This is a genomic window from Streptomyces sp. PL-25, from assembly GCF_058344915.1.
Genome location: NZ_CP136997.1, coordinates 6,614,838 through 6,640,158, shown reverse-complemented (window position 1 = coordinate 6,640,158; position 25,321 = coordinate 6,614,838). Strand labels below are relative to the sequence as shown.

General features: G+C 72.7%; 27 protein-coding genes, 1 tRNA gene and 1 pseudogene. 13 read left to right on the top strand and 16 right to left on the bottom strand.

The genetic code is table 11. The annotated features are described in order from the left end of the window. Positions 1-49 precede the first annotated feature (49 nt). Together R4Z62_RS29555 and rpmG are read right to left on the bottom strand one after the other, a co-directional pair. Positions 50-301: pseudogene (locus tag R4Z62_RS29555) on the bottom strand (type B 50S ribosomal protein L31); the annotation flags it as partial. A gap of 5 nt (positions 302-306) precedes the next feature. Continuing rightward, entirely contained in the window at positions 307-471 is a 165-nt protein-coding gene (gene rpmG, locus R4Z62_RS29550; protein WP_026252351.1) for a 50S ribosomal protein L33, read from the bottom strand. Positions 472-552: 81 nt separating this feature from the next. On the opposite strand from rpmG, the gene rpmB reads away from it, so the two are divergent. Continuing rightward, positions 553-789, top strand: coding sequence for a 50S ribosomal protein L28 (rpmB, locus tag R4Z62_RS29545; RefSeq protein WP_018566764.1), 237 nt, complete (start codon positions 553-555; stop codon positions 787-789). Continuing rightward, the gene (gene rpsN / locus R4Z62_RS29540) at positions 789-1,094 is read left to right on the top strand and encodes a 30S ribosomal protein S14 (protein ID WP_491521383.1); all 306 of its coding nucleotides are present in this window, start codon (positions 789-791) and stop codon (positions 1,092-1,094) included. The genes rpmB and rpsN overlap by 1 nt, the downstream gene beginning before the upstream one ends. Positions 1,095-1,233: 139 nt before the next feature. Here the strand turns inward: rpsN and R4Z62_RS29535 are convergent, their stop codons facing one another. Then, on the bottom strand, positions 1,234-1,728 hold the full coding sequence (locus tag R4Z62_RS29535) for a pyridoxamine 5'-phosphate oxidase family protein (protein ID WP_064536394.1): 495 nt from the start codon (positions 1,726-1,728) through the stop codon (positions 1,234-1,236). Positions 1,729-1,964: 236 nt separating this feature from the next. Between R4Z62_RS29535 and R4Z62_RS29530 the strand changes: the two genes are divergently transcribed. Together R4Z62_RS29530 and R4Z62_RS29525 are read left to right on the top strand one after the other, a co-directional pair. Then, a complete protein-coding gene (locus R4Z62_RS29530; protein WP_491521382.1) occupies positions 1,965-2,474 on the top strand; it encodes a MauE/DoxX family redox-associated membrane protein in 510 nt (169 codons plus the stop codon). Positions 2,475-2,526: 52 nt separating this feature from the next. Then, a complete protein-coding gene (locus tag R4Z62_RS29525; protein ID WP_491521381.1) occupies positions 2,527-3,321 on the top strand; it encodes a DsbA family protein in 795 nt (264 codons plus the stop codon). A 518-nt stretch (positions 3,322-3,839) separates the two neighbouring features. Here the strand turns inward: R4Z62_RS29525 and R4Z62_RS29520 are convergent. After that, the gene (locus R4Z62_RS29520; RefSeq protein ID WP_382848819.1) at positions 3,840-4,175 is read right to left on the bottom strand and encodes an ArsR/SmtB family transcription factor; all 336 of its coding nucleotides are present in this window, start codon (positions 4,173-4,175) and stop codon (positions 3,840-3,842) included. A 170-nt stretch (positions 4,176-4,345) separates the two neighbouring features. On the opposite strand from R4Z62_RS29520, the gene R4Z62_RS29515 reads away from it, so the two are divergent. From R4Z62_RS29515 to R4Z62_RS29505, 3 genes are all read left to right on the top strand, one after another. Further along, positions 4,346-5,488: an FAD-dependent monooxygenase gene (locus R4Z62_RS29515; protein WP_382848817.1), complete on the top strand. Its 1,143-nt coding sequence runs from the start codon at positions 4,346-4,348 to the stop codon at positions 5,486-5,488. Between the two features lie 72 nt (positions 5,489-5,560). After that, the gene (locus R4Z62_RS29510) at positions 5,561-5,902 is read left to right on the top strand and encodes a hypothetical protein (RefSeq protein ID WP_491521380.1); all 342 of its coding nucleotides are present in this window, start codon (positions 5,561-5,563) and stop codon (positions 5,900-5,902) included. Positions 5,903-5,979: 77 nt separating this feature from the next. Beyond that, positions 5,980-6,594 carry a GNAT family N-acetyltransferase gene (locus R4Z62_RS29505; protein WP_491521379.1) on the top strand — a complete coding sequence of 205 codons (615 nt, stop codon included), beginning with the start codon at positions 5,980-5,982 and terminating at the stop codon, positions 6,592-6,594. Between the two features lie 56 nt (positions 6,595-6,650). Here R4Z62_RS29505 and R4Z62_RS29500 read toward each other — a convergent pair. Continuing rightward, a tRNA-Pro gene (locus tag R4Z62_RS29500) sits at positions 6,651-6,724 on the bottom strand. Positions 6,725-6,876: 152 nt separating this feature from the next. Between R4Z62_RS29500 and R4Z62_RS29495 the strand changes: the two genes are divergently transcribed. Continuing rightward, entirely contained in the window at positions 6,877-7,584 is a 708-nt protein-coding gene (locus R4Z62_RS29495) for a thiamine pyrophosphate-binding protein (RefSeq protein ID WP_491521378.1), read from the top strand. Between the two features lie 120 nt (positions 7,585-7,704). Continuing rightward, positions 7,705-8,619 (top strand): transketolase family protein, encoded by a 915-nt coding sequence (locus R4Z62_RS29490; RefSeq protein WP_491521377.1) that lies wholly within the window; start codon positions 7,705-7,707, stop codon positions 8,617-8,619. Positions 8,620-8,632: 13 nt separating this feature from the next. Here R4Z62_RS29490 and R4Z62_RS29485 read toward each other — a convergent pair whose 3' ends face one another. The 11 genes from R4Z62_RS29485 to R4Z62_RS29435 form a co-directional block, all read right to left on the bottom strand. Beyond that, positions 8,633-10,081 (bottom strand): MFS transporter, encoded by a 1,449-nt coding sequence (locus R4Z62_RS29485; RefSeq protein WP_491521376.1) that lies wholly within the window; start codon positions 10,079-10,081, stop codon positions 8,633-8,635. Positions 10,082-10,347: 266 nt separating this feature from the next. Further along, entirely contained in the window at positions 10,348-10,707 is a 360-nt protein-coding gene (locus tag R4Z62_RS29480; RefSeq protein WP_064536385.1) for an MmcQ/YjbR family DNA-binding protein, read from the bottom strand. 179 nt (positions 10,708-10,886) lie between these two features. Next, positions 10,887-11,789: a LysR family transcriptional regulator gene (locus R4Z62_RS29475; RefSeq protein WP_355483263.1), complete on the bottom strand. Its 903-nt coding sequence runs from the start codon at positions 11,787-11,789 to the stop codon at positions 10,887-10,889. Positions 11,790-11,834: 45 nt separating this feature from the next. Then, positions 11,835-13,028 carry a glycine C-acetyltransferase gene (locus R4Z62_RS29470; RefSeq protein ID WP_064536383.1) on the bottom strand — a complete coding sequence of 398 codons (1,194 nt, stop codon included), beginning with the start codon at positions 13,026-13,028 and terminating at the stop codon, positions 11,835-11,837. A gap of 109 nt (positions 13,029-13,137) precedes the next feature. After that, on the bottom strand, positions 13,138-14,166 hold the full coding sequence (gene tdh, locus R4Z62_RS29465; protein WP_064536382.1) for an L-threonine 3-dehydrogenase: 1,029 nt from the start codon (positions 14,164-14,166) through the stop codon (positions 13,138-13,140). A 209-nt stretch (positions 14,167-14,375) separates the two neighbouring features. Then, positions 14,376-15,059 carry a GAF domain-containing protein gene (locus R4Z62_RS29460; RefSeq protein ID WP_491521375.1) on the bottom strand — a complete coding sequence of 228 codons (684 nt, stop codon included), beginning with the start codon at positions 15,057-15,059 and terminating at the stop codon, positions 14,376-14,378. A 104-nt stretch (positions 15,060-15,163) separates the two neighbouring features. Continuing rightward, the gene (locus R4Z62_RS29455) at positions 15,164-15,862 is read right to left on the bottom strand and encodes a GTP-binding protein (RefSeq protein WP_237305462.1); all 699 of its coding nucleotides are present in this window, start codon (positions 15,860-15,862) and stop codon (positions 15,164-15,166) included. Beyond that, positions 15,840-16,217, bottom strand: a complete 378-nt coding sequence (locus R4Z62_RS29450) for a DUF742 domain-containing protein (protein WP_064536380.1) — start codon at positions 16,215-16,217, stop codon at positions 15,840-15,842. The genes R4Z62_RS29455 and R4Z62_RS29450 overlap by 23 nt, the downstream gene beginning before the upstream one ends. Further along, complete coding sequence (locus R4Z62_RS29445; protein WP_018566784.1) at positions 16,214-16,648, bottom strand: roadblock/LC7 domain-containing protein; 435 nt, start codon at positions 16,646-16,648, stop codon at positions 16,214-16,216. Before R4Z62_RS29445 ends, R4Z62_RS29450 begins: the two co-directional genes overlap by 4 nt. 119 nt (positions 16,649-16,767) lie before the next feature. Then, the gene (locus tag R4Z62_RS29440; protein ID WP_491521374.1) at positions 16,768-18,702 is read right to left on the bottom strand and encodes a sensor histidine kinase; all 1,935 of its coding nucleotides are present in this window, start codon (positions 18,700-18,702) and stop codon (positions 16,768-16,770) included. A gap of 288 nt (positions 18,703-18,990) precedes the next feature. Further along, positions 18,991-19,524 carry a MarR family winged helix-turn-helix transcriptional regulator gene (locus tag R4Z62_RS29435; RefSeq protein WP_382848797.1) on the bottom strand — a complete coding sequence of 178 codons (534 nt, stop codon included), beginning with the start codon at positions 19,522-19,524 and terminating at the stop codon, positions 18,991-18,993. A 47-nt stretch (positions 19,525-19,571) separates the two neighbouring features. On the opposite strand from R4Z62_RS29435, the gene R4Z62_RS29430 reads away from it, so the two are divergent. The 4 genes from R4Z62_RS29430 (at position 19,572) to R4Z62_RS29415 (ending at position 25,243) form a co-directional block, all read left to right on the top strand. Beyond that, entirely contained in the window at positions 19,572-20,843 is a 1,272-nt protein-coding gene (locus R4Z62_RS29430; RefSeq protein WP_491521373.1) for an ABC transporter substrate-binding protein, read from the top strand. A 119-nt stretch (positions 20,844-20,962) separates the two neighbouring features. Then, on the top strand, positions 20,963-22,390 hold the full coding sequence (locus R4Z62_RS29425) for an APC family permease (protein WP_491521372.1): 1,428 nt from the start codon (positions 20,963-20,965) through the stop codon (positions 22,388-22,390). Between the two features lie 96 nt (positions 22,391-22,486). After that, positions 22,487-23,509, top strand: a complete 1,023-nt coding sequence (locus R4Z62_RS29420; RefSeq protein WP_385489424.1) for an acetamidase/formamidase family protein — start codon at positions 22,487-22,489, stop codon at positions 23,507-23,509. Positions 23,510-23,719: 210 nt separating this feature from the next. Continuing rightward, positions 23,720-25,243, top strand: coding sequence for a chitinase (locus tag R4Z62_RS29415; RefSeq protein WP_064536374.1), 1,524 nt, complete (start codon positions 23,720-23,722; stop codon positions 25,241-25,243). The last annotated feature ends 78 nt before the right edge of the window (positions 25,244-25,321 follow it).

Below are 25,321 nucleotides of genomic sequence, written 5' to 3'. Positions count from 1 at the left end.
TACGGCCGTTGTCCCGCGCGTCCTCATGTCCGCCGTCACGTGCGTCGTCACGTCCGCCGTCTCGGCCGTAGCGCCGCTGGAAGCGCTCCACGCGTCCGGCGGTGTCCAGGACCCGCTGGGTGCCGGTGTAGAAGGGGTGGCTCGCCGAGGAGATCTCGACGTCGATCACCGGGTAGGTGTGACCGTCCTCCCAGTCGACGGTCCTGTCGCTCGTCGCCGTCGACCTGGTCAGGAAGGCGAAGCCGGCCGCGCGGTCGCGGAAGACGACCGGGCGGTACTCGGGGTGGATTCCGGGCTTCATCGTGCTCAGCGCTCCTCTCGGAAGTCGACGTGGCGGCCGACGACCGGGTCGTACTTGCGCAGGGTGAGCCGGTCGGGATCGTTCCGGCGGTTCTTGCGGGTCACGTAGGTGTAGCCGGTACCGGCGGTGGACCTCAGTTTGATGATCGGGCGCAGTTCGTTACGGGCCATGGACGGTACCATACACGTATTGGTTTTCATTTTCATTAAGCTGCTAGAGTGCCGCCCCAGCACCAAGGAGGAACGAGGAACATGTCAGCACACTGCCAACTCACCGGCCGCCGACCCGGCTTCGGGCACCAGATCTCGCACTCGCACCGGCGTACCAAGCGCCGCTTCGACCCCAACATCCAGCACAAGCGCTACTGGCTGCCCAGCGAGGGCCGCCATGTCCGGCTCACCCTCTCCGCCAAGGGACTCAAGACGGTCGACGCGATCGGCATCGAGGCGGCGGTGGCCCGGATCCGCGCCCGGGGAGGGAAGGTCTGATGGCGAAGAAGAGCAAGATCGCCAAGAACGAGCAGCGGCGCCGCACCGTGGCCCGCTACGCCGCGCGCCGCGCGGAGCTGAAGGCGGTCCTCGCCTCCCCGGACACCTCCGCCGAGGACCGGGCCGCCGCCCAGCGGGAACTGCGCCGCCAGCCCCGCGACGCCTCCGCCACCCGCGTCCGCAACCGCGACGCCGTGGACGGCCGCCCGCGCGGCCACCTCCGCACCTTCGGCCTGTCCCGCATCCGGGTCCGCGAACTCGCCCACGCCGGACAGCTTCCCGGGGTGACCAAGAGCAGTTGGTGATCCGCGTGTGAACGACGCGGGGCGGCTGCGGGCCGCCGGGCCACCGCCTCGCGCAGCGGCCGGGGCCGGTTCCGGGCATCTCCGACCGGAACCGGCCTTGGCGGTGTGACCCGCGGCGGCTGCGCCGAACCGGGCGCTCTCAGGTGACAGGCACGCCGGCGGTGGACGGTGGCCGGTCCAGCCACACCCCGTCCCGCATGACGACTCTCCCCCGCAGCTCCGGCTCGCCGCGCCACGCGCGCACTGTCCTCAGGACCACACGCACGTACACGAAGGACCCCTCCTCCGCGCGAGGATCCCACCCGAACTTGCCGGCGTACGCCTGCGCCGCCTCCGCGGGCACCTCCCGGTCCGGAAAGCACTCCGCCTCGCCCTGGAGGAGCACCACGTCGAAGGCGTCCGGCAGCGACAGCCGCACACGCGGCTCTGCGCGGAGGTTCCGCACGGTCGCGGATGCGGCGCCGGTGCACATCCACACCGCCCGCCCGTCCCACAGGAACCACAGCGGCACCTGGTGCGGTCCGTGATCAGGGTGAGCCGTCGCCACCCACACGTCCCGCTCGGTGCCGAGCCGCTCCAGCACGTCGCGCGTGCGCTCCGCCGTCCTGCGACGGACGGTTCCCGTGGTCTCCATGGGGCCCGACCCTAGCCAGGCGGACACGACGTGCGCCTCAGGCGCTGGACCTACTCCCGACGACCGATGAACTCCTCGGCTGATTCCTCGGCCGACCTCCTCGGCGTCCACCGCACCCATAGGCCGGCCTTATGAGGCCATCGAAAAGCCGCCGCTACCGGCCCGCGGCGGTCCGGGCGAGGTTGAGAGGGCGGACCGGCAAGGCGCCGGTCGCAGCCGAGCGAACAGGATCCCAGGTGACGACGCGCCTTTCGACCCGTACTCCGGCGCCCGCGCGAGGAGACCGGACCCGGCGGGCGTTGCCGGTCGCCGGCACGGCCGTACGCCTCGTCCTCGCGCTCGTCTGGGGCTGGGCCGGATGGACGAAGATCCAGGACCCGGCCGCATCCGTCCAGGCGGTGCGCGCCTACCGGATCCTGCCCGAAGCGCTGGTCACTCCGGTCGGCCACGGCCTCCCCGCGCTGGAACTCGCCCTCGCCGTACTGCTGTTGGCGGGGCTGCGGGTCCGGCTCGCCGCGGTGCTGTCCGCCCTGCTGCTCACCGGGTTCCTGGCCGGGATCGTCCAGGCGTGGGCCCGCGGCCTGAGCATCGACTGCGGCTGCTTCGGCGGCGGCGGAGAGATCGGCTCCGCGGACACCCACTATCTCCGGGAAGTCCTCAGGGACGCAGGGCTGCTCCTCCTGAGCGCCTGGGCGGCCCGGTGGCCCGCGAGCCGCTTCTCGCTCGACGCCGCGCTCGTACCGTGACGGCACCCCGCATCTCACCCCCTCGTCCCCTTCTCTCCCGAACAGGTTCCGCATGAGCAAGTCCACCGCCCGTACCCGGACCCGCCAGGCACGCGAACGCCTGCGGGCCGAACGCGAACGAGCCGCCCGGCGCTCCCGCCGTAAGCGGCAGGCCGCGGTGAGCGCCGGGGTCGTGGCGACCCTGGTCACGGTCGTCGCGGGCGCCGTCGTGGTGCAGTCCGGCCGGACGGCGGACAACCGGCCGGTCATCGCGCCCGCGGGCGCCACGGGCGACGGGAAACTGGTCATCCCCAGCGGCCGGGCGGACGCCCCCGCGACCCTGACGGTCTACGAGGATCCCCGCTGCCCGGGATGCGCCAAGTTCGAGCACGAACTGCACGCGACGATCAACAAGCTCCAGGACGAGGGCAAGCTGCGCGTCGACTACCACATCCTGTCCTTCGTCGACCGCATCGTCTCCGGCAAGGGATCGAAGTACGCCGCCAACGCCCTGGCGGCAGCCCAGAACGCGGGGAAGTTCCGCGAATACCACGACGCCCTCTACGCCTCCCCGCCGCCCTCCGAGAAGGAGGACACCTTCGGAGACAAACAAGCCCTGCTCGACCTCGGGAAGAAGGTCGACGGGCTGGACATGGCGAAGTTCACCACCGCGGTCAGCGAGGGCACGCACGACACCTGGGTGAAGAAGGTGCAGCAGAACTTCGACCGGCAGACCGCCGTCCAGGCCACACCGGCCGTGTTCCTCAAGGGCGAGAACCTGCTCAAGGACCCGGAACACCCCCTCACCCCCGAGCGGTTGACCCAGTTGGTGGAGGCGGAGTCCTCCCACCGGACACCGGGCCGGTGAGCCGTCGGCGCCCGGCCGCTCACTCCGCCGGCATTGAGCCTTTTTCAGCCTCGGTCTGAGCATCTGGCCAGGGGAGAGTCTCCCAGCGCCCCCAGTAGGGAACTCGCACGGTGCCGCCGGCGCCCCGGTAGCCCTTGTCGGTGCGGTCAACTCACGAGCGAGGAAGCGCACAGCGGAGGTCGACAGATCAGCCCCGGCTGGGCAGACGAGCATGCGGAGGCTCCTGGCAGGACGGCTTGGGCTCGACACGCACTCCTCTACCAGGAGCTTGTCTGTGCCCGGACTCCGTTTTCACCTCAGTGGCCCCGTTCCGCACGCGGGTTGCGGAAACCTCAGTGGGTGCTGGCGTGAGGGAGCGCGCGGGGAAGTGCTCGGCGCCGATCACGAGCGCGGGGCGGTGGTCGAAGCGACACCGATCCCATTCGTGCCCGCGTCGTGCTCGGCTACCTGCGAGCGGCGCGAGCTGGATTCGGTAGAGCTCGCGGCTCAGGGCCGACTCGGACTCCCCTCCGGCGTGCTCAGAGAGGAGCGGTGTCGGCCGGGGGCTCTGCTCCCAGGAGCGCGAGCAGCCCGGGGAATCTCTTCTCGATGTCCGCGCGTCGTAGTCGGATGCCCTTGCGGTTGCCGTAGTCGATCTCGTCAATGAGACCTGCCTCGCGCAGGACCCGGAAGTGGTGGGTCTGGGTCTGCTTCGAGACCGAAAGACCGAACGAGTTGCAGCCCCGCTCGCTGTCGCTGCGGTCGGCGGCCAACTCCGTCATCACCGAACGACGGTGCTTGTCGGCGAGGGCGCGAAACACCGCACCCAGATCGAGCGCATCGACCTCCGGGCCAACCAGCTTCGTCCCAGCCACACGGCACCTCCTTCAGGTAAGACTTGCATCGTACCTGAAGGGCATGATTCCCTGAGGTACGAAATTTCTCGTACCTTGGTCCGGTGGCACCGTCCCGTGCCGCCGCTCCCTCAGACCCGGCCCGGCACTCGCCGGGGACCTGGTCATCGTCACTCCGAGAGGTCATCGTCATGAAGAAGCCCGAGGTGCTGATAGTCGGTGCCGGAATCGCAGGGCCCGCACTCGCGTACTGGCTCTCCCGGAATGGATACCGGCCGACGGTCGTCGAACATGCCCGGCAGCTGCGCTCCGGTGGTAGCGCGATCGTCGTGAAGGGGCCCGCGATCCCGGTCGCCGAGCGCATGGGCATCCTCCCGCAGCTCCGCGAGCTCGCCACCCGCAATCGGTCGCTGACCCTGCTCGACCCCGACGGCAGGCGAATCCTGCAGCTCCCGCTCACCTCGGACAAGGCGCCGACGGTCGAGGTGACCCGAGCCGACCTGTCCGAGGTGCTCCACCGGTCGGCGCAGACCGAGACCGAGTTCTTGTTCGACGACACGGTCACCGCTCTCGACCAGGATGAAGGCGGGGTGGACGTCACCTTCCGGCGGTCCGCGCCACGGCGCTTCGACTTGGTAGTCGGTGCCGACGGGATGCACTCCACCGTACGGCGCCTGGTATTCGGACCCGAGCGGCAGTTCGCGGGCGGCCTGGGCCTGTACGGCGCGACCGTCCCGCTGGAACCCGACGCCATCGAGGACCCGACCGAGATGACGATGCTGACCGTGCCGAACCGGATGCTGGTCCTCCACCCCTCGCGGACCACCCCGCTCGCGATCTTCACCTTCCGGGCCGCGCAGTCGGCGCCCCACGACCGCAAGAACATCGCCCTTCACAAGCAGACCGTGGCCGACGCCTACGCCGACGTGCGGTGGAGGGCACCGGAACTCGTGGCGGCGTTCCTCGACCACCCGGCTCCGTTCTTCGACCCCCTGACCACCGTCCGGGTGCCCTCGTGGTCCCGCGGACGGGTCGTACTGCTCGGGGACGCGGCGGCGGCGACAGCCCTGCTGGGTGACGGGTCCAGCATGGCGATGGCGGGCGCGTACGCCCTCGCAGAAGAGCTCGCCGCCCATCCCGGTGACCACACCCGCGCCTTCGCCGCCTATGAGTCGCGGCTCCGCCGCGAGGTAGGCCCGCGGCAACGCCGTGTCGGTCTGCTCTCCAGGCTCATGGTGCCCCGCACCCGGCCAGGCCTCGCGGTGCGCAACGCGGTGGGCCGCGCGGTCGGTTGCACGAGCCGGATCGCCTCTCGCGAAGCCGCGAACCGTTAGACCGGTTCCGCACCGACCGCTCACCGGTCGGTGCGCAGCTCCGCGGTGCCTCTCAGCCGGCTCGGCGCCGCCATGTCCGACGAGCCCGGCTCGGCGTGGCAGGTCATCGCCGATGCGGCAGATCGACTGCTGTCGCCCCACCCACCGTTCCCGGCGCTCGCCACGACATGGGTGCTGCCGGTGACTGAGCCCGGCGACGTGCAGGTGAAGTACTGGGCGGACAAGGCGTATCAAGGCGCCGACGGCATCATCCGGCTGCCCTTCCGCAGCCTGCGTCTCAAGCTGCGGCAACGTCGGCACGACAGCACCCACACCAGGATCCGTTGCCTCGACGAACAAGTGGCCGCCCTGAAGGGCTGGCGTCTCCCGCGGAAACTCCGCTGTAGCACCAACCGGGTCACAGCCCTCGTGTAGACCATCCCCGACCGTCGTCACGCCTCAACCTGAGGTGGGAAAATGCTCGTCGTCCGGCGGATCTGACAAGATGGTTCATGCCCAACGCCGCGACATCCCGCTCCGGTTCACCGGGACCGGTCGAGTTCACAGCACTCGGTCACGCCGATCTCCCCCTTCTGCACCGGTGGTTGAGCGCACCTAATGTCCGTACCTGGTGGCGTGACACCCTCAGCCTGGAAGAGGTGGAACGGAAGTACGGACCCCGGATCGACGGGACCGGACCGATCCGTTGCTTCGTCATCGAGGTCGAGGGCGATCCCATCGGGATGATCCAGGGATACCGCCACGCCGATCTTCCCGACGGGGAGCGTGTCGGCGGCATCGGCGTTCCGGCCGCCGCGGGCATCGACTACCTCATCGGCGACGCGGCCCGCTGCGGCCGCGGTATCGGTTCAGGGGTGATCTCCGCGTTCTCAGCCCTGCTCTTCCGCCTCCACCCGGACGTCTCCGCGATCGTCACCACTCCCCAGAAGGACAACACCGCTTCCTGCCGCGCGTTGGAGAAGGCGGGCTTCACCCTGTCCCACGACGCGGTGCTCGACTCCGGTGATCCGTCGGACAGCGGAGTGAGCGCGGTCTACGTACTTCCGCGGTCGACATCAGCCCGGCCTGGCATCTCCGGAAGTTCCCGGAGCACTGGTCGGCAATGATCGAGGGCCGGTATCGGATGTCTCCGATACCGGCCCTGAACTGCGACTCTTTCGAGTCGGGACGACAGGATTTGAACCTGCGACCCCTTGACCCCCAGTCAAGTGCGCTACCAAGCTGCGCCACGTCCCGATGCCCGTCTGACCTGGGGTTTCCCCTGGCGTGACGTGCAGGAAAACCATACCGCACTCGGGTCGGTGGTCGCGCACACCTTTGCCGGGGCGGGCGAGTGGCCGGATGCGGTGCTTGACCTCAAGTTTGGTCGAGGTTGCACGATCGTCGGCATGACGACCACCGACGAACTCGGGCGCACCCACGGGTACGCCGACCTGCCCCGGCTGATGGGGCTCATGACGGGCGACGAGAAGCACGGGCCGGCGGCCACGTCGACGCTCGATGTGCTGTGGGTCCTGTACGACCGGGTCCTGCGGGTGGGACCGGAGCGGCGGGACGACCCGGAGCGCGACCGGTTCCTGCTCTCCAAGGGGCACGGGCCGATGGCGTACTACGCCGTCCTCGCCGCCAAGGGCTTCCTGCCCATGGACTGGCTGCCGGGCTTCGGCGCCTACGACTCCCCGCTCGGGCACCATCCGGACCGCACGCTGGTGCCGGGCGTGGAGATCGGCAGCGGGTCGCTGGGGCACGGGCTGCCCCTCGCGGTCGGCACGGCGCTCGGGCTGCGCGCCCAGGGGCTGCGCGAACCCCGGGTGTGGGTGCTGATCGGGGACGCCGAACTGGACGAGGGGAGCAACCACGAGGCGATCGCCTTCGCCGGTCCCGCGGGGCTGGACCGGCTGCACACCGTCGTCGTCGACAACTCCTCCGCCAGCCATGCCCGCCCCGGCGGGATCGCGGCCCGCTTCGAGGCGGCCGGCTGGTCGGCGGCGACCGTCGACGGCCGCGATCACGAGGCGCTGTACGACGCGTTCACCGCGCCGCACCCGGGCCGCCCGCACGTGGTGGTGGCGCGGGTGGAGCCGAAGGACTCCTGAGGGGGCGGCCGGTGCCCGGGGCCGCCTCCTCAGCCCGTCCACCGGCCCGCCATCACCATCACCACCGCCGACCGACCCTGAACATCCCGAACGTCCCGTACGCAGAAGGGCTCGACCTCCATGGACACCATGCGTGACCGTTTCGCTCCCGTCGTCACACGCCTCCTCGACGAGGACCCGCGGGTGGCGGTCGTCCTCGCCGAGATCGGCAAGGACGGCTTCACCGAGGCGCTGCGGCGGCATCCCGACCGGGTGATCAACGTGGGCATCCGCGAGCAGTTGCTCGTCGGCGCCGGTGCCGGCCTCGCGCTGACCGGTATGCGGCCGGTGGTGCACACCTTCGCCAGTTTTCTCGTGGAGCGGCCCTTCGAACAGGTGAAACTGGATCTGGGCCACCAAGGTGTGGGCGCGGTGCTGGTGAGCGCCGCGGCCTCGTTCGACTGGCCGGCCGGCGGGTTCACCCATATGGCGCCCGGTGATGTCGCCCTGCTCGACACCCTCGACGGCTGGACCGTCCAGGTGCCCGGCCATCCGGACGAGGCCGAGACGCTGCTGCGGCACGCGGTCGCCGCCGGGGACGACAAGGTCTACGTGCGGCTGTCCGTGCAGTCGAACGCCCGCGGTCGGGCGGTCGACGGCGAGCACTTCCTGACGGTGCGCGAGGGCCGCCGCGGCGTCGTGGTCGCGGTCGGGCCGCTGCTGGACGCGGTGCTCGACGCGACGGAGGGCCTGGACGTCACCGTGCTGTACGCGACGACCGTACGGCCGTTCGACGCGGACGCCCTGCGCCGTGCCGTCCGGGGCGCCGGGCCGGACGTGGTGCTCGTCGAGCCGTATCTCGCGGACACGTCGACCGCGGCGGCGAACGACGCGCTCTGCGCCGTCCCCCACCGGATCCTGGGCCTCGGGGTGGGCCGGGCCGAGCTGCGGCGTTACGGCACGCTGGAGGAGCACACCGCCGCGCACGGCCTCGACGCGCCGTCCCTGCGGGCGCGGATCTCCGCGTTCCTCGGGGCGAGCACACCGAGCGGGTGAGCGGGGGCGGCGGTCAGTGCTTCGCCGGTCGCGCCCGGCGTATGTGGGGGCCGGGCGGGTCGGCGCGTACGAGGCCGCTGATCGCGGGGACGGCGAGCAGCACGACCGGTACGACGACGCTCGTCGCCGCGGACACCAGCAGCACATGGCCCGCGCCGAGGGCGGAGGCGGCGGGTCCGGCGAGGGCCTGGCCCACGGGCATCATGGCGAGGGAGCCCGCCACGTCGTAGGCGTGGATGCGGTTGAGGACCTCCGAGGGGACCTGGGTCTGGACGCTGGTCGCCCACATCACGCCCCAGAACGCCTGTCCCGCACCGGCGACCGCGGCCCCCGCGGCCATGGCCTCCACGCCGAGGCCCGCGCCGACCGCCGCCGGGAAGCAGCAGAAGGCGAAGAGGGCCACCGCCCCGGCGCGCAGCATCCGGCGCGGGCGCAGTCGCAGCGCGAGGAAGCCGCCGACGACGGTGCCCACGCCCAAGGCGGAGTTGATCAGACCGTAGGCGCGCGGGCCGTGCTGCTGGACCACCTCGGTGGCCACCAGCGGCACGGTCGGACCCCACACGGCGATCATGTAGAGACACCAGACCGCGATGACTCCCCACAGCCAGGCGCGCGAGCGGAACTCCCGCCAGCCCTCGACCAGGTCGGCCCGGAAGGTGCCCCAGCCGGATCCCTGTGCGGCCGCCGCCGGGCGGCTGCCGGGCGGGAGCGGAGGCAGCCTGAGCAGGAGCAGACACAGCGCGCTGACCGCGTAGGTGGCGGCGTGGGCGGCGAAGACCCCGCCGGGCGAGGCGAAGCCCACGAGGACACCGGCGACGGCCGGGCCCGCGAGCTGGGCGGCGGACTCGGCGATCCGTATCGCGCCGTTGGCGCCCTGGATGTCGGCGGCGAGCCGGGGCACCGTACTGGCGACGCCCGGCTGGAAGACGGCTCCCGCCACGCCGTTGGCGAGCCCGATGACACAGATCTCCCAGAGCACCACGTGCCCCGAGTAGAAGAGGACCGCGGCGAGGGACTGGGTGCCGAGCCGCACCAGATCCGCGCCGATCATCAGCTTGCGGGTGCTGAAGCGGTCGGCGATGACGCCGCCGAAGACCACGAGTCCGGCGAAGGCGGCGGCCGTCGAGGCCATGGCGAGACCCACCGCGCCCGCGCCGTAGCCGTGTTGCAGCAGTCCGGCGGCGAGCGCCACGGGCAGCATGGTGTCGCCCAGCCGGGCGACGGCCCGCGCGACGAAGAACAGCGCGAAGTCCCGTGACCAGACCGGCCGCGCCCCGCGCCCGTCCGACGCGGCGGCGTTCAGCGCACCGCCGTCCGGCACGGCACCGGCCGGCACACCGGCCGCACCGACACCCCCGGACCCGGCCCCGGGGCCGGGTCCGGCCCCAGGTCCGGCTCCGGCCTCGCTCCCGGCACCCGCGACGCTGTCCTGCGGTGACGGCTGTGATGACGTCCCGGTCATCCGTTCGACGCTCCCCTCCCTGGCATGTCCCGTCCCCGTGCCCCCGTGCCCCGATCCCCCGGCCCCCGGGCCCTCAGGCCCGTACGGTCCGCCCGCCGGTCCGGTCCTCCGCCCTCGCCCCGGCCGAAAACCCGCTTGCGCCCCGCACCTCCGGATCATGCCATGGCCCACCGACAACGCCCTCGGGATTTTCCGGGAGGCGATCCACAAGAACTGGCCCCTCAGGAACTGGGCCTTCGGGAACTGGGCCTTCGGGAAAGGCAACTTCAGGGAGCAGCGGGCAGGCCCAGCTCCGGATGGGCCTCCAGCAGGCGGCCCGGGGCGGCCTGGCGCCAGGAGTCGGCGAGGATGTCGCGCAGCTCGGCCTCGTCCTCCAGCGCTGCCAGCCGCACCCTCACCCAGGCGAACTGCGCCTCGTGACCGGCGATCCAGAACTTCCCCGGCTCGGCCAGGACCAGTTCGGCGCGCTCCTCCTTGGGACAGCGCACGGCGACGGAGGTCTCCTCCTCCGGCAGCGTGGCGAACATCTTGCCCGCGACCCGGAACGTGGGCATGCTCCAAGCCGTCTTCTCCGTCGTGTCCGGCAGGGACAGGGCGATACGGCGTACGTCTTCTGCATCCGGCATGTCCCGCACGCTAGCCGCACCCACTGACAGCCGCCCGCCGCCCCCGGCGCGTCACCCCGCACGGCCCGGCACCGCACGGCACCGCACCGCACCGCACGCCCCACGCCTCTTCACACCGCCCTCGCCCCGCCCCCGGGCGCGGTCGGCCCGCTCAGCCCTCGCCCCGCCCGGTCCCGCCCTCAGGAACGCGCCGCCGCGTCCAGCGCGTCCAGCACCGGCCGGATCAGCGGGTGCTCCTCCGCCCCACGGCGTACCGCGGCGAAGACGCGCCGGGTGGGCGCGACCCCGTCGACCGGGCGCACGACCACGCCCGTGAGGTCCATGCCGCGCAGCGCGGAGCGCGGGACGAGGGCCACGCCCGCGTCGGCGGCGGCGAGGGCCACGACCGCGCGAAAGTCATCGGACGAGTGTTCGATACGCGGCGCGAACCCGGCGTTCTCGCAGGCCAGCACGGACACGTCATGGCAGGGGTTGCCCGGGTACGGGCTGATCCACGCGTCCTTGGCCAGCTCGGCGAGCGGGACCTCGGAGGCGTCCGCCACCCGGTGGGCGACCGGGACCACCACGTCGAAGGGCTCGGCGTAGAGCGGGACGTGGGTCAGGCGCGGATCGTCGGCGGACGGCGCGCCCCGGTACTCGACGGCGACGGCGACGTCCACCTGCCGGTCCAGCACCATCGGCAGGCTGGCGTCGCCCTCGGCGTCGTGGACGCGGATGCGGATGCCGGGCGCCGACGCGGCCAGCCGGGCGAGTGCCGGGGCGACCACCTCGGCGATGCCGGTGGCGAAGGCGGCCACGGTGACCGTGCCGGCCTCCCCCGAACCGTAGGCCGCCAGCTCCGCCTCCGCGCGCTCCAGCTGGGCGAGGACCGCGTTGGTGTGGCTGAGCAGGATCTCACCGGCCGGGGTCAGCCGTACGCCCTTGGCGCCGCGTTCCACGAGCCGGTGGCCCGTCTCCTGCTCCAGCGCGGTGAGCTGCTGGGAGACCGCCGAGGGGGTGAGGTAGAGCGCGGCGGCCGCGGCCGTCACCGTACGGTGGTCGGCCACTGCCCGGAGGATGTGCAGCCGCCGCGCTTCGATCATGGAACCGATTATCTCAGGAGTGCGGGACGGGTGTGTCCCCGCAGGTCAGCCGTCCAGCTCGGTACGGGCGGCGACGAAGGCGTCGACCGCGCGGTTGACGTCGGCGGTCGAGTGCGCGGCGGACAGCTGCACGCGGATGCGCGCCTGCCCCTGCGGCACCACCGGGTAGGAGAAGCCGATCACGTACACACCGCGCTCCAGCAGCAGTTCCGCCATCCGGGCCGCCTTCGCGGCGTCGCCGATCATCACCGGGGCGATGGCGTGGTCGCCGGGCAGCACGTCGAAGCCCGCCTCGGTCATCCGGGAGCGGAACAGCTTGGTGTTCTCGGCCAGCCGGACGCGCAGGTCGTCGGCCGACTCCAGCAGGTCGAGGACCTTCAGGGAGGCCGCCGCGATCACCGGGGCGAGGGTGTTGGAGAACAGGTAGGGCCGGGAGCGCTGGCGCAGCAGGGCGACGATCTCGGCGCGGGCGGCGACATAGCCGCCGGAGGCGCCGCCGAGCGCCTTGCCGAGGGTGCCGGTGATGATGTCGACGCGGTCCATGACGCCGTGCAGCTCGGGGGTGCCGCGCCCGCCGGGGCCGACGAAGCCGACGGCGTGCGAGTCGTCCACCATGACCATGGCGTCGTAGCGGTCGGCGAGGTCGCAGATCTCCGCCAGGGGTGCCACGTAGCCGTCCATGGAGAAGACGCCGTCGGTGACGATCAGCCTGCGGCGGGCGTCGCCTGCGGCCTTGAGCTGCGCCTCCAGGTCGGCCATGTCGCGGTTGGCGTAGCGCAGGCGGCGGGCCTTGGACAGGCGGATGCCGTCGATGATGGAGGCGTGGTTGAGGGCGTCGGAGATCACCGCGTCCTCGGCGCCGAGCAGGGTCTCGAAGACACCGCCGTTGGCGTCGAAGCAGGAGGAGTACAGGATCGTGTCCTCCTGGCCGAGGAAGCCCGACAGCCGGGCCTCCAGCTCCTTGTGCACCTCCTGGGTGCCGCAGATGAAGCGCACGGACGCCATGCCGTAGCCCCAGCGGTCCAGTGCCTGGTGGGCGGCGGCCACGACCTCGGGGTGGTCGGCGAGGCCCAGGTAGTTGTTGGCGCAGAAGTTGAGCACCTCGCCGGGCCGGCCGCCCGCGGTGACCTCGACGGTCGCGGACTGCGGGGTGCCGATGACCCGCTCGGGCTTGTGCAGACCGGCGGCACGGATCTCGTCGAGGGTGGCGCGCAGGTCGTCACGCACGGAGTCGAACATGGAAAAGCTCCTCGGATGCTTGCCTGAAGGCGAAGGACTGCCCGCTCCGAAGGCGCAGGACCGGCAGGACGGCCTGCGCCGACGCGAAGGGCGCGGTGGCGGGTGCGGGTTACGCGGTCCAGTCCAGGATGACCTTGCCGCCCCGGCCGCCGGCCGCCTCGTCGAAGGCGGCCTCGAAGTCGGTGCAGGCGTACCGGCCGGTGATCACCGGGGCGAGGTCGAGGCCGCCCTCCAGCAGCACCGACATGGCGTACCAGGTCTCGAACATCTCGCGGCCGTAGATGCCCTTGACGGTGATCATCGAGGTGACGATCCGGGCCCAGTCGACCGGGAACTCCTGGGCGGGCAGGCCGAGCATGGCGATCCGGCCGCCGTGCGTCATGTTGGCGATCATGTCGCGCATCGCCTCGGGCCGCCCGGACATCTCCAGGCCGATGTCGAAGCCCTCGCGCAGGCCGAGCACGCGCTGCCCCTCGGCGATGGTGGCGCCGCCGACGTTGAGGGCGAGACTGACCCCTATCTTGCGGGCGAGTTCGAGGCGCTCCTCGCTGACGTCGGTGATGACGACGTTGCGGGCGCCCGCGTGCTTGGCGACGGCCGCCGCCATCAGGCCGATCGGCCCGGCGCCGGTGATCAGCACGTCCTCGCCGACCAGCGGGAAGGACAGCGCGGTGTGCACGGCGTTGCCGAACGGGTCGAAGATCGCGGCGATGTCGAGGTCGACGGGGACGCGGTGCACCCACACGTTCCCGGCGGGCAGGGCGACGTACTCGGCGAACGCGCCGTCGCGGCCCACCCCCAGGCCGACCGTGGCGCGGCACAGATGGCGGCGCCCGGCCAGGCAGTTGCGGCACTTGCCGCACACGAGGTGGCCCTCGCCGCTGACCCGGTCGCCGGTCTTGATCTCGGTGACGTCGCGGCCGGTGGCGACGACCTCGCCGACGAACTCGTGGCCGATCGTGAGCGGGGTGCGGATCGCCTGCTGCGCCCAGCCGTCCCACGCCCGGATGTGCAGATCGGTCCCGCAGATGCCGGTCCGCAGGACCTTGATCAGTACGTCACCGGGTCCGACGGCGGGCTCGGGCACGTCCGTGAGCCAGAGCCCCGGCTCCGCCTTCTGCTTGACCAGCGCCTTCACGCTACGGCTCCTGTGGGTCGAGCCCGGTCCGGGTCCGGCGCACGCCGGAGGGACCCGCATCCGGGACGAGGGGGTGGAATCACCTGGCAATCTGCCGTACGCGGGGTGCGCCGGTCCATCGAGGATTTCTTAACCACGGCCACAGCTTTCCTTCACGCCGTCCGGAAGACGGCCCGCGACACGGCCGTGCCCCCGGGTCCCGGGCCGGTTCAGCCCGGCGGCGGACCGTCCGGGCCACCCGGGCGCCCCGGGGCGTCCGGGTCGTCCGGGGCGTCCGGGCTCCGCTCGGCCTCGCGGCGCCGCAGCCGCCCGCTCAGTTCGGCCGCCGCCGCCTTGATGGTGTCCAGCCCCTCCCGGCCCCACGGCCGCGGCTCGACGTCGACGACGCACACCGTGCCCAGCACCATGCCCGCGCTGTCCACCAGCGGCGCGCCGAGGTAGGAGCGGATGCCGAACTCGTCGACCACCGCGTTGCCCGCGAACCGCGGGTAGTCGCGGACGTCCTCCAGCACCAGCGCCTTGCCGCGCACCAGCACGTGCGGGCAGAAGCCCTGGTCGCGCGTCAGGCGGCGGCCCAGTTCCCGGTACGCTCCCGCTCCGGCCGCCGGGTCGCCGGGGCGCGGCGGGCCGTGCGGTGCCGGGGCGTCCACGTCCAGCACGTCCCGGGACGGCCGGTGCAGTCCGGCGAAGAACTGCCAGTGCTCACCGGGGAAGTTGACCATGGCGTACGGCGCCCGGGTGCGCCCGGCGAGCCGGTCGGCGAAGGCGTCGAGGGCCGGTTCGGCGCGCTCGCCCAGGCCCAGTCGGCGCAGCCGCCGGGCACGGGCCGGTGCCTCCCTGTCCTCCGGGGTGAGCAGCAGCCGACCGGCCGGGCGCGGCGGGTCGTAGGTCATCGCCGGGCTCCGGCGTCGTGGGCGTGTGTCATGGACGGGCTCCGTGGCGGGTTCGGGACAGCGGCGAGGTCGGGCCCGGGGCGTGGCCGCGGCCGGGCGGGTGGTCACAGGTGGGCGCCGTGGCTGGGCTCCGGTGCGGACGCGTGGGCGATGAGGTGCCGTACGAGGGTCAGCAGGGTCTGGACGCCCGAGCTGGAGATACGGGCGTCGCAGCGCACCACGGGGATCTCCTCGGCGAGGTCGAGCGCGGAGCGGATGTCGTCCAGGCGGTAGCGGTGGGCGCCGTCGAACTCGTTGACGGCGACGATGAAGGCGAGGCCGCGCTGCTCGAAGAAGTCGACGGCGGCGAAGCACTCCCCCAGGCGGCGGGTGTCGGCGAGGATGACCGCGCCGAGGGCGCCCTCCGACAGCTCGTCCCACATGAACCAGAACCGCTCCTGTCCGGGGGTGCCGAACAGGTACAGGACGTGCTCCGCGTCCAGGGTGATCCGGCCGAAGTCCATCGCGACGGTCGTCTCGACCTTGTTCTCGATGCCGTCGAGGCTGTCGGTGTCGGCGCCGGCCGTGGTGAGCAGTTCCTCCGTGCTGAGCGGCGCGATCTCGCTCACCGCGCCGACGAAGGTCGTCTTGCCCACGCCGAACCCGCCCGCCACCAGGATCTTCAGCGCGGTGGGGAAGGGGTCGGCTGGGCCGTCGTCGCAGGCGGGAGGCGTCGGGGGGCCCGTGTACGGGTGGTGGGTCGCCGTGCCGCCGTCGTGGCCCGCGGGGCCGTCGCCGTGGTCAGAGCTGTCGTCGTAGTCCATCGAGCACTGCCTCCAGTAGGGCCCGGTCGGTGGGAAGGTGGGGGGTGACGGGCGGTTTGGTGGTCAGGGCGCCGCAGTCGACGAGATCGGCCAGCAGCACCTTGGCCACCGCCGCGGGCAGCCTCAGGTGGGCGGCCACCTCGGCCACCGAGACCGGGGCGAGGCACAGGTCGAGTGCCTCGCCGTGCTCGGGTCCGAGGTACCCGAGCGGCGTCACCCCGGTCGCCATCACCTGGGACATCAGGTCGAAGGCGATGGTGGGCCGGGTGCGGCCGTTGCTGACCGTGAAAGGGCGCACCAGCCGCCCGGCCGCGTCGTCGAGCCAGGGCCCGTCGCCGGTCACCGCCGCGCTCAAGGCCGCAGCGCCGGGGGTTCGGCGGTGTGCTGCCGGGGCGCGGTCACGAGGTACGGGCGGACGCTCTTGACCAGCATCGCCATCTCGTAGCCGAGCACCGCCGCGTCGGCCTCGCGGCCCGCGAGCACGGCGAGACAGGTGCCGGAACCCGCGGTGCTGACGAACAGCAGGGTCGAGTCGAGTTCGACGACGACCTGCCGCACGTCTCCGCCGTCGCCGAAGCGGATACCGGCGCTGCGGCCGAGGGAGTACAGGCCGGAGGCCAGCGCGGCCATGTGGTCGGCGCTGTCGGGGTCGAGGCCGTGCACGGACTTCACCAGTCCGTCGCAGGACAGCAGGACCGCGCTGGTCGTGTGCGGTACGCGCTGCACGAGGCCGCTCATCAGCCAGTCGAGGTCGGAAACATGGCCGGTCGGCGCATCGCTCGCCATGGTGGATCGACTCCTTGGGGTACGAAGGTCCGGGGGCGCGCCGCAGGTGGGGGCGCAGGCGGGGGGACGAGTGGGGGTCGGGACGGAGGTGTGCGGGTGGGCGGGGGCGGTCGTGCGGGTCATCCGGCGGGCGCGCTCCCGTCGTGGTGCGCGGCCTCGGCCGGCTCCGGGGACGCGTCCTGGCGCTGGCGGGCCTCGGCGAGCCCGATCCCGCGCTGGAAGGCGGCCATCAGACCGGGATCGTGGCCCACGGTGTCGTCGCTGTCCTGGCGGGGCGCGGGGCCGCCGCGCAGCTGGGGCGCGATGTGCTGCTGGGCGCGGCGCCGGGGCAGGCTGGGCGGCTCCATGACGCCGCGCACCACGTCGACGCGCGGTACGGGCAGGACACCGGCGTTCGCCGCCACGGCGGCCCGGTCGTGCGGCCGGATGCCGGGGGCGGCCTCCGCCGGGTTCGCCCGGCCGTGCCGGTCACCGCGTCGCGGCAGGGGCGCGGGCTCCTGGTGGTGGGAGGGCACGGCCGGTTCGGCGTACGGCCCGGCGGCAGCGTGGGCGCCGTCCCCGGCCGGTCCGGGACCCCCGCCCGCGGCGGGCTCGGCGGCCACGGCAGGCAGAGCGGGTACGCCACCGTCGCGCGCCGGTGCCTGCGGGTGGGCGCCGGGGGTGCCGGGGGCGCCGGGGCCACCGGGGGTTCCGCAGCCGACAGAGGTGGCGGGGGCGGCAGGGACGCCGTCCCTCGCCGAGTCCTGGGTACCGGCGCAGGGGGCGGTACCGACCGCACCGGCTCCCCCGGCCCGCGCTCCCGCCCCCGCTCCCGACCGGGCCCCGGTGCCGGACCCGATGCCCGGCTCGGGTCCGAGCAGGGCCTGCGGCACCACGAGCACCGCCTGCACGCCGCCGTAGATGTTGGTCTGCAACCGGACGTCGATGCCGTGCCGCTTGGCCAGTTGGGAGACGACGAACAGCCCGATGCGACCATCCGCGAGCAGTCCGGCCACGTCGGCCTGGTCCGGGTCGGCGAGCAGGGTGTTCATCCGGACCTGTTCGCCGACCGGCATGCCGAGGCCCCGGTCCTCCACCTCCACGGCCAGTCCCGAGGTCACCAGGCCCGCGCGCAGCAGCACTTGGGTGTTCGGGGCGGAGAACACCGTGGCGTTCTCGACGAGTTCGGCCAGCAGATGGATGACGTCGGCGACGGCGTGGCCGCGCAGCCGTCCGTCGACGGGCGGGACGAGCTTCACCCGCGAGTACTGCTCGACCTCCGCGATGGCCGAGCGCAGCACCTCGGTCATGGAGACGGGGTGGCTCCACTGGCGCCGGGAGACGGCGCCGCCAAGGACGGCGAGGTTCTCGGCGTGGCGGCGGATGCGGGTGGCGAGGTGGTCGACGTGGAAGAGGCCCTTGAGCAGGTCGGGGTCCTCGATCTCGTTCTCCAGCTCGTCGAGGATGGAGATCTCGCGGTGCACCAGGGACTGGAGGCGCCGGGCGAGGTTGAGGAAGACCTCCAGCTTCTGCTCGCTGCCGTCGCGGCCGGAGAGCCGGGCGGCCCGCACGACGGCGTCGACCGCCCCCTCGTGGGCGCGGGCCAGGTCGGCGGCGAGCAGCTCGAACCCGTCGGCGTCACCGGGGGCGCCGCCGGGCAGAGTGCGCGGGGGCAGGGTCTCGCTGTGCCGCAACGCCTCGACGAGCGCGCTCAGTTCGGCCTCGCGGTGCGCGGTGCCGCGGCGCAGCGCGTCCAGCCGCTCGTGCACGGAGGCGGCCGCGCGCCCGGCGGCGACGGCGCCGGTCGCGATGCCCGCGGCCGTGACCGCCAGCGCGCCCGCGAGCACCGCCCACAGGGCGAGGCCGGGGCGGGCGCCGGTGGAGCGCACCGTGAAGAGCACGGCCGCGCCCGCGCCGAGCGCCACCGCGAGGGGCGGCAGCACGGCCAGCCGCAGCAGTTGGGGCCGTATGCGGGTCTCGGGCAGCGAGGGGACGGTGCGGGCCACCGGCCGCCCGTGCCGTCCGCCGCCCTCGCGGTGATCTGCGCGGGCGGCCGGTGCGCGGAGGTGAGACATCTGTTCCTCGTACTGGGTCCGGGCCTGTGCGCTCGCGCGGGAGACGCGAGCGGGCATACGCCATCGCTGTGCCGGACGGCCGGGCCCTGGAGAGCGCCGCTACGTCGTCCGGTGGACACTCACAGTAGTCACCGAGGCATCATGTGCGATGAGCAGTCGCCAAAATCCCCCGCCGAGCGTCCCGCTCTGGTATGAGGCGTCGTACGGCCGACCGAAAAAACGTCCGCGCAGAAAGAACGTCCGCGCCGGAAACGTCCGCGTCGGGACCGACGGCACGGGCGGCCGGTGTCAGGCGCGGGCGCCGGGGTCCGCCGCGAGATGGGCCACCAGGGCGCCGAGGCCGTCCGCGCCACCGGTGCCCGCCGCGGCGCGCAGCGCCGACTCGTGGGCGGCGGCGAGTGCGTCGAGCCGGGTGAGCCGGTCCCGGCCGCGCCGGGAGAGGTGGACGCGGATGCTGCGCCGGTCGGTGTCGGACTGCCTGCGGTAGACCCAGCCGTCGTCGGCGAGCGCGTCCACCAGGCGGGTCAGGGAGGCGTGCGGGATGAGCAGTCCGTGCGACAGCTCGCCCATGGGGCGGCCCGCGTCGTCGGCGAGGGCGCGCAGGACGCGCCACTGGTCGACGGTGCAGTGCTCCTCGTCGAGCACGGCGGCCAGCCCCTGCACGAGCCGCCGCTGGGCGAGGGTGAGGATCTCCACGAGCGGGGGCCCGCCGGTGCGGGCGGCCAGGAGGCCGTGCGGCGCCGGGAGGCCCGGCGCGGTCGCCGCCGCGGGGGCCGGGGGCGGTGCGGTGTCTGCGACGGGGTCCGGCCGTACGCTCCCCACGCGCACTCACCTCCTCCGTCCGCCGCTTCCTGGAGCATACTCGCGGCGTGGACTACGGCGTGAACCTCCAGGCGCGGCTGATCGAGCCGCTCGACGCGCTGTACGCGCCGGGTGACGCGGCGGCGTTCCGGCTCTGCCTGGTGGTGCCGCAGTCCGGGGCGCTGGGCCTGATCGGGCCGTCCGCGCTGGACGCGGCCGTGCTGGCGGCGCACGAGATCAACGCGGCGGGCGGGATCGCGGCCGGGCCCGGGGGCCTTGGGACGGCGGCGCGGGCGCGGCGGGCCGAGGGGCCGGCGGATACCCGGCCCGCCGGGTCAGGACGGGGCGCCCGCCGGGGGCGGGGCCGTGCCGATCCGTGTGCAGAACACCGGATGGACCTGGTGCTGGTGGACGGCGGCCGGGCCCCGGCCGCAGTCGCCGCGCAGGTGGCGGGACTGGTCGGCGCGGGGGCGGTGGACGCGGTGGCCGGCTTCCACTCCAGCGATGTCCATCGCGCCGTCGAGGCGGTGGTGAGCGGCCGGGTGCCGTATGTCTTCACCCCGCCGCACGAGGGAGGCGCCAGGCGGCCGGGCGTGGCCTGCACCGGCGTCGGACCCGGGGAGCAACTGACCGAAGCTATAAGGTTTCTGACCGAACGTCACCAGGTGCTCCGCTGGGCGCTGGTGGGCAACGACTACATCTGGCCGCGGGCCGTGCACCGGGCCGCCCGCGACGCCGCGGCCGGGTGCCACGCGCGGGTGGTGCTGGAGCGCCGGGTGCCGCTGGGGCAGGTGGACCGGGCGCTGGGGCGCCTGGTGGAGGAGCTGCGCGCGCACCGGGTCCAGGCGGTGCTGGTGAGTCTGATCGGGCGGGATCTGGTGGCGTTCAACCGGGGGCTGCGGCACAGCGGTCTCGACCGCCGGCTGGTGCGGCTGTCCGGGGCACTGGAGGAGAACGGCCTGCTGGCCTGCGGCGGCGACGACACCGGCGGCCTGTACTCCTGCATGGACTCCTTCGCCTCGCTGGCCGACGACCGCGCGCTCGCCCTGACCGAGCGGCACCGCGCCCTGCTCGGCCCGACTGCCCCGGTGCTGGACTCCTACGCGCGCGGCCTCTACGACGGCGTGCACCTGGTCGCCGCGCTCGCCGCGGGCCGCGCCCTGCGGGCGGACGCCGCTCTACCCGCGGCCGTACGGCGTCTGCTGGCCGCGCGGGGGCCGGGCCCGCGCGAGGCGTGGCGCGCGGCGCCGCAGGGACCGCCACGGGCCGCCCTGCATCTGGCCCGCGCGGACGGCCCCGACCTGCGCGTGGTGACCTCGTTCCGCCCCGGGGGCCCCTGACCCGTCTCCCGCGGTGCCGGGGTTCCATCACCTGACTCCGTCGAGATACTTCCATCTGGAAATAACTGGCCGTACGCTCTCCCCGCGACGCGCGGGCACCCCGCAGTGAGGAGAACCTGATGTCCGAACCACCGGCTTCCGGCACGCTGGAGAGCTACGGCTACCGGCAGGAACTGCACCGCTCGCTGGGCTTCAAGGACCTGCTCGTCTACGGCCTGGTCTTCATGGTGCCCATCGCACCCTTCGGGATCTTCGGCAGCGTCTTCCAGAGCTCGGGCGGCATGGTCGCCCTGACCTACGCGGTCGGCATGGTGGCGATGATGTTCACGGCCCTGTCGTACGCGCAGATGGCGAAGGCGTTCCCGATGTCCGGCTCGGTCTACGCCTACGCGGGCCGCGGGATCGCCGCCCCGGTCGGCTTCCTCTCCGGCTGGATGATCCTCCTCGACTACGTCCTGGCGCCCGGCCTGCTGTACCTGATCGCCGGGATCGCCATGAACTCGCTGGTCCCGGCCGTCCCCGTGTGGCTGTGGCTGACAGGCTTCGTGCTGCTCAACACCGCGGTCAACTACACCGGCATCCGGATGACCGCGCGGGTCAACAAGCTGATGCTGCTCGCCGAACTCGTGGTGCTGGCCGTCTTCCTGGTGATCGGTGTGATCGCCCTGGCCCAGGGCAAGGGCCGGGGCTTCGACTTCACGGCGGTCTACAACGGGCACACCTTCTCCTGGTCGCTGGTCTTCGGGGCCGTCTCCGTTGCCGTGCTGAGCTTCCTCGGCTTCGACGGCATCTCGACGCTCGCCGAGGAGAACAAGGACTCGGCCCGCGCCATCGGCCGTTCGATGGTGGCGGCGCTGGTGCTGGCGGGCGCCCTGTTCATCGTCCAGACCTGGCTGGCGTCGCTGCTGGTGCCCGCGCCGGACCGGCTGCTCACCGAGGGCGATCCCGGCGGCACCGCCTTCTACGACGCGGCCCGGGTCGCCTCCGGCGAGTGGCTGGCCACGCTGACCGCCGCCGCCACCGCGGTGGCCTGGGGCTTCGCCAACTCGCTGGTGGCGCAGGCCGCGACCTCGCGCCTGCTGTACGCGATGGCCCGGGACCGCCAACTGCCCGCGTTCCTGGCCAAGGTGCACCCGCGCCACCGGGTGCCGGTGAACGCGACCCTGCTCACGGCCGCCGTCTCGCTGGCGCTGGGCCTCTACATGAACTCCCGCGACGACGGGGTGACCCTGCTCAGCAGCCTGGTCAACTTCGGTGCCCTGACGACGTTCCTGGTGCTGCACGTGTCCGTGGTCGTGCACTATCTGATCCGGCGGCGCAGCCGCGACTTCTGGCGGCATCTGATCGCACCCGCGATCGGCTTCGCGATCCTGGCGTACGTGGTGGTGAACGCCGACATCGCGGCGCAGCGGCTGGGGTTCGTGTGGCTCGGCATCGGCGTCGTGGTCCTGGCCGGGCTGCTGCTGACCGGCCGGCGGCCCGACCTGGCGGCCGTGCAGCACGCGGAGAGCACGGACGATCCGGTGGCCCCGCCGCCCGGCGGGTAGTCCTCCCCCCGGGTGCCGCCGCACGCGGCACCCTGTCCCTCGCCCGCCCCACCCGCGTTCGCATCCGCGATCCGGCACTCAGGAGGAACCTCCCGCATGAACACTTCCGCCCCGGTGATCAACGTCCCCTCGGACCCCGCCCGTTACGCCTACGCCTTCGGCGGCGGGTCGCCCGTGGTGACGGTGGAGCCCGGCAGCATCGTGGAGCTGACCACCGAGGACTGCTTCGGCGGCCGGGTGCGCGGACCGGCCGATCTGCCCAGCCGGGTCTGCTCGTTCCCGTACCTGAACCCGGTCACCGGTCCGATCGCGGTGGCCGGAGCCGAGCCCGGCGACACGCTCGCCGTGCACTTCGTGGACATCGCACCGGCCCGCGACTGGGGCGTGTCCAGTACGTTCCCGCACTTCGGCGCGCTGACGGCGACACACGCCACGGCCATGCTGCACCCCGCGCTGGAGGAGCGGGTGTGGGTCTACGCCATCGACACGAAGGCCGGCACCTGCCGGTTCGAGGCGACCCGCGGCGACTTCGCGGTGGAGCTGCCGCTCGACCCGATGCACGGCACGGTGGGGGTGGCCCCGGCGGCGGGCGAACGGCTGATGTCGATCTCCCCGGGGGTGCACGGCGGCAACATGGACACGCCCGAGCTGCGGGCCGGGACCACCGTCTACTTCGGCGTCAACGTCGAGGGCGCGATGCTGGCCGTCGGCGACGGCCATGCCCGGCAGGGCGAGGGCGAGGTGTGCGGTACGGCGGTGGAGACGGCGATGAACACGGTGGTGGCCGTGGATCTCGTCAAGGGCGGCGCGCCCGCCGTGCCGCGGCTGGAGAACGACGGGTTCCTGCTGAGCACCGGGCACGCCCGGCCGCTGGAGGACGCCTTCCGCATCAGCCAGCACGACCTGGTGCAGTGGACGTCCGAGCTGCTCGGGCTCGATCAACTCGACGCGTACCAACTGGTGAGCCAGGCGGGTCTGGCGCCCGCGGCGAACGTCTGCGACACCCTGTACACGATGGTCGCCAAGCTGCCCAAGCGGGTGCTGGGCGCGGCCCGCGCCTATGAGGGCGTCCACGGCCGGCTGCGGGATCTCGGCGCGGCCTACCTGAGCGGTCGCTGAGCCCAGAGGGGCGAAAGAGGCCCGCGGGTGGTCCAGTCGGCCGCCGCGGGCCCTGTGCAGGCGAATGAGTTTCCGGACCGGCGAATTGGTCTAGTCCCTTTTTGGTCCAGACCATTGACCCACCTGGTCGGCGGGCGCTATCCCATACGCATCAACTTCTCTACCCCGTACGGGATCCGGCGAACTCCCCCTCCTCACACCGGGACTGACATGAGACTCAGGCGTTCCTTCCGCGCGGTCCTCACCGCGGCCGTCACCACGGCGGCCTCGGTGGGCCTCGCCCTGGCGGGCACCGGCACGGCGCAGGCGGCCACACCGCTGCCCGCGCACGTCTTCGCGCCCTACTTCGAGGCCTGGACCGGCGAGAGCCCCGCCGCGCTGGCCGCCCAGTCGGGTGCCAAGCACCTGACGATGGCGTTCCTCCAGACCGCGTCCAAGGGCTCGTGCACGCCGTACTGGAACGGCGACACCGGCATGCCGATCTCCCAGTCGACCTTCGGCAGCGACATCAAGACCATCCAGAACAACGGCGGGGACGTCATCCCCTCGTTCGGCGGCTACACGGCCGACACCACGGGCACCGAGATCGCCGACAGCTGCACCGACGTCCAGCAGATCGCCGCCGCGTACGAGAAGGTCATCACGACCTACGACATCTCGCGGCTCGACATGGACATCGAGGCCGACTCGATCGACAACTCGGCCGGCATCGACCGCCGCAACAAGGCGATCAAGCTGGTCCAGGACTGGGCGGCGGCCAACGGCCGCACGGTGGAGTTCTCCTACACCCTGCCGACCACCACGCACGGCCTCGCCGACAACGGCGTCCAGCTGCTGCAGAACGCGGTCAGCAACGGCACCCGGATCGACGTCGTCAACCTGATGACGTTCGACTACTACGACAACCAGTCCCACGACATGGCGAAGGACACCCAGACCGCCGCCCAGGGCCTGGTCAACACGCTCGGCCAGCTCTACCCGAACAAGACCTCCGCACAGCTGTGGGGCATGGTCGGCGTCACCGAGATGCCCGGCGTCGACGACTTCGGACCGGCCGAGACCTTCACCCTGGCCAACGCCACCTCGGTCTACAACTGGGCCGTCTCCAAGGGCATCAACACGCTGTCCTTCTGGGCGCTCCAGCGCGACAACGGCGGTTGTGCGGGCGGTGGCGCCGCCGACAACTGCTCCGGCATCCAGCAGAACACCTGGGACTTCTCCCACATCTTCGAGCCGTTCACCAGCGGCAGCACCGCTCCGTCCAACGACTTCTCCCTGGCACTCGGCGCGGCCTCCGGCACCGTGACGGCGGGCCAGTCCGCCACCACCACGGTGAAGACGGCCGTGACCAAGGGCGACGCGCAGACGGTGAACCTCAGCGTCAGCGGTGCCCCGGCGGGCGTCACCGCCTCGGTCAGCCCCACCTCGGTCACCGCGGGCGGCTCCGCGACGCTCTCCCTCGCCACCACCTCGGCGGCGGTCTCGGGCACCTACAACATCACCGTCACCGGTTCGAGCGCCTCCGGCAGCCACTCGGCGACGTACGCCCTGACCATCACCGGCGGCAACGGCAACCAGTGCACCGCCGCCCCGTGGGCCAAGGGCACCGTCTACACCGGCGGCCAGCAGGTCTCCTACAAGGGCCACAACTGGAAGGCCAAGTGGTGGACGACGGGCGAGGAGCCCGGCACCACCGGTGAGTGGGGCGTCTGGCAGGACCTCGGCGCCTGCTGACCCGCCCCCGCACGGCTGAACGGCCCGGAGTCCGCCCCCCGTGGGCGCGGACTCCGGGCCGCTCGTCCGTGTCCGGCG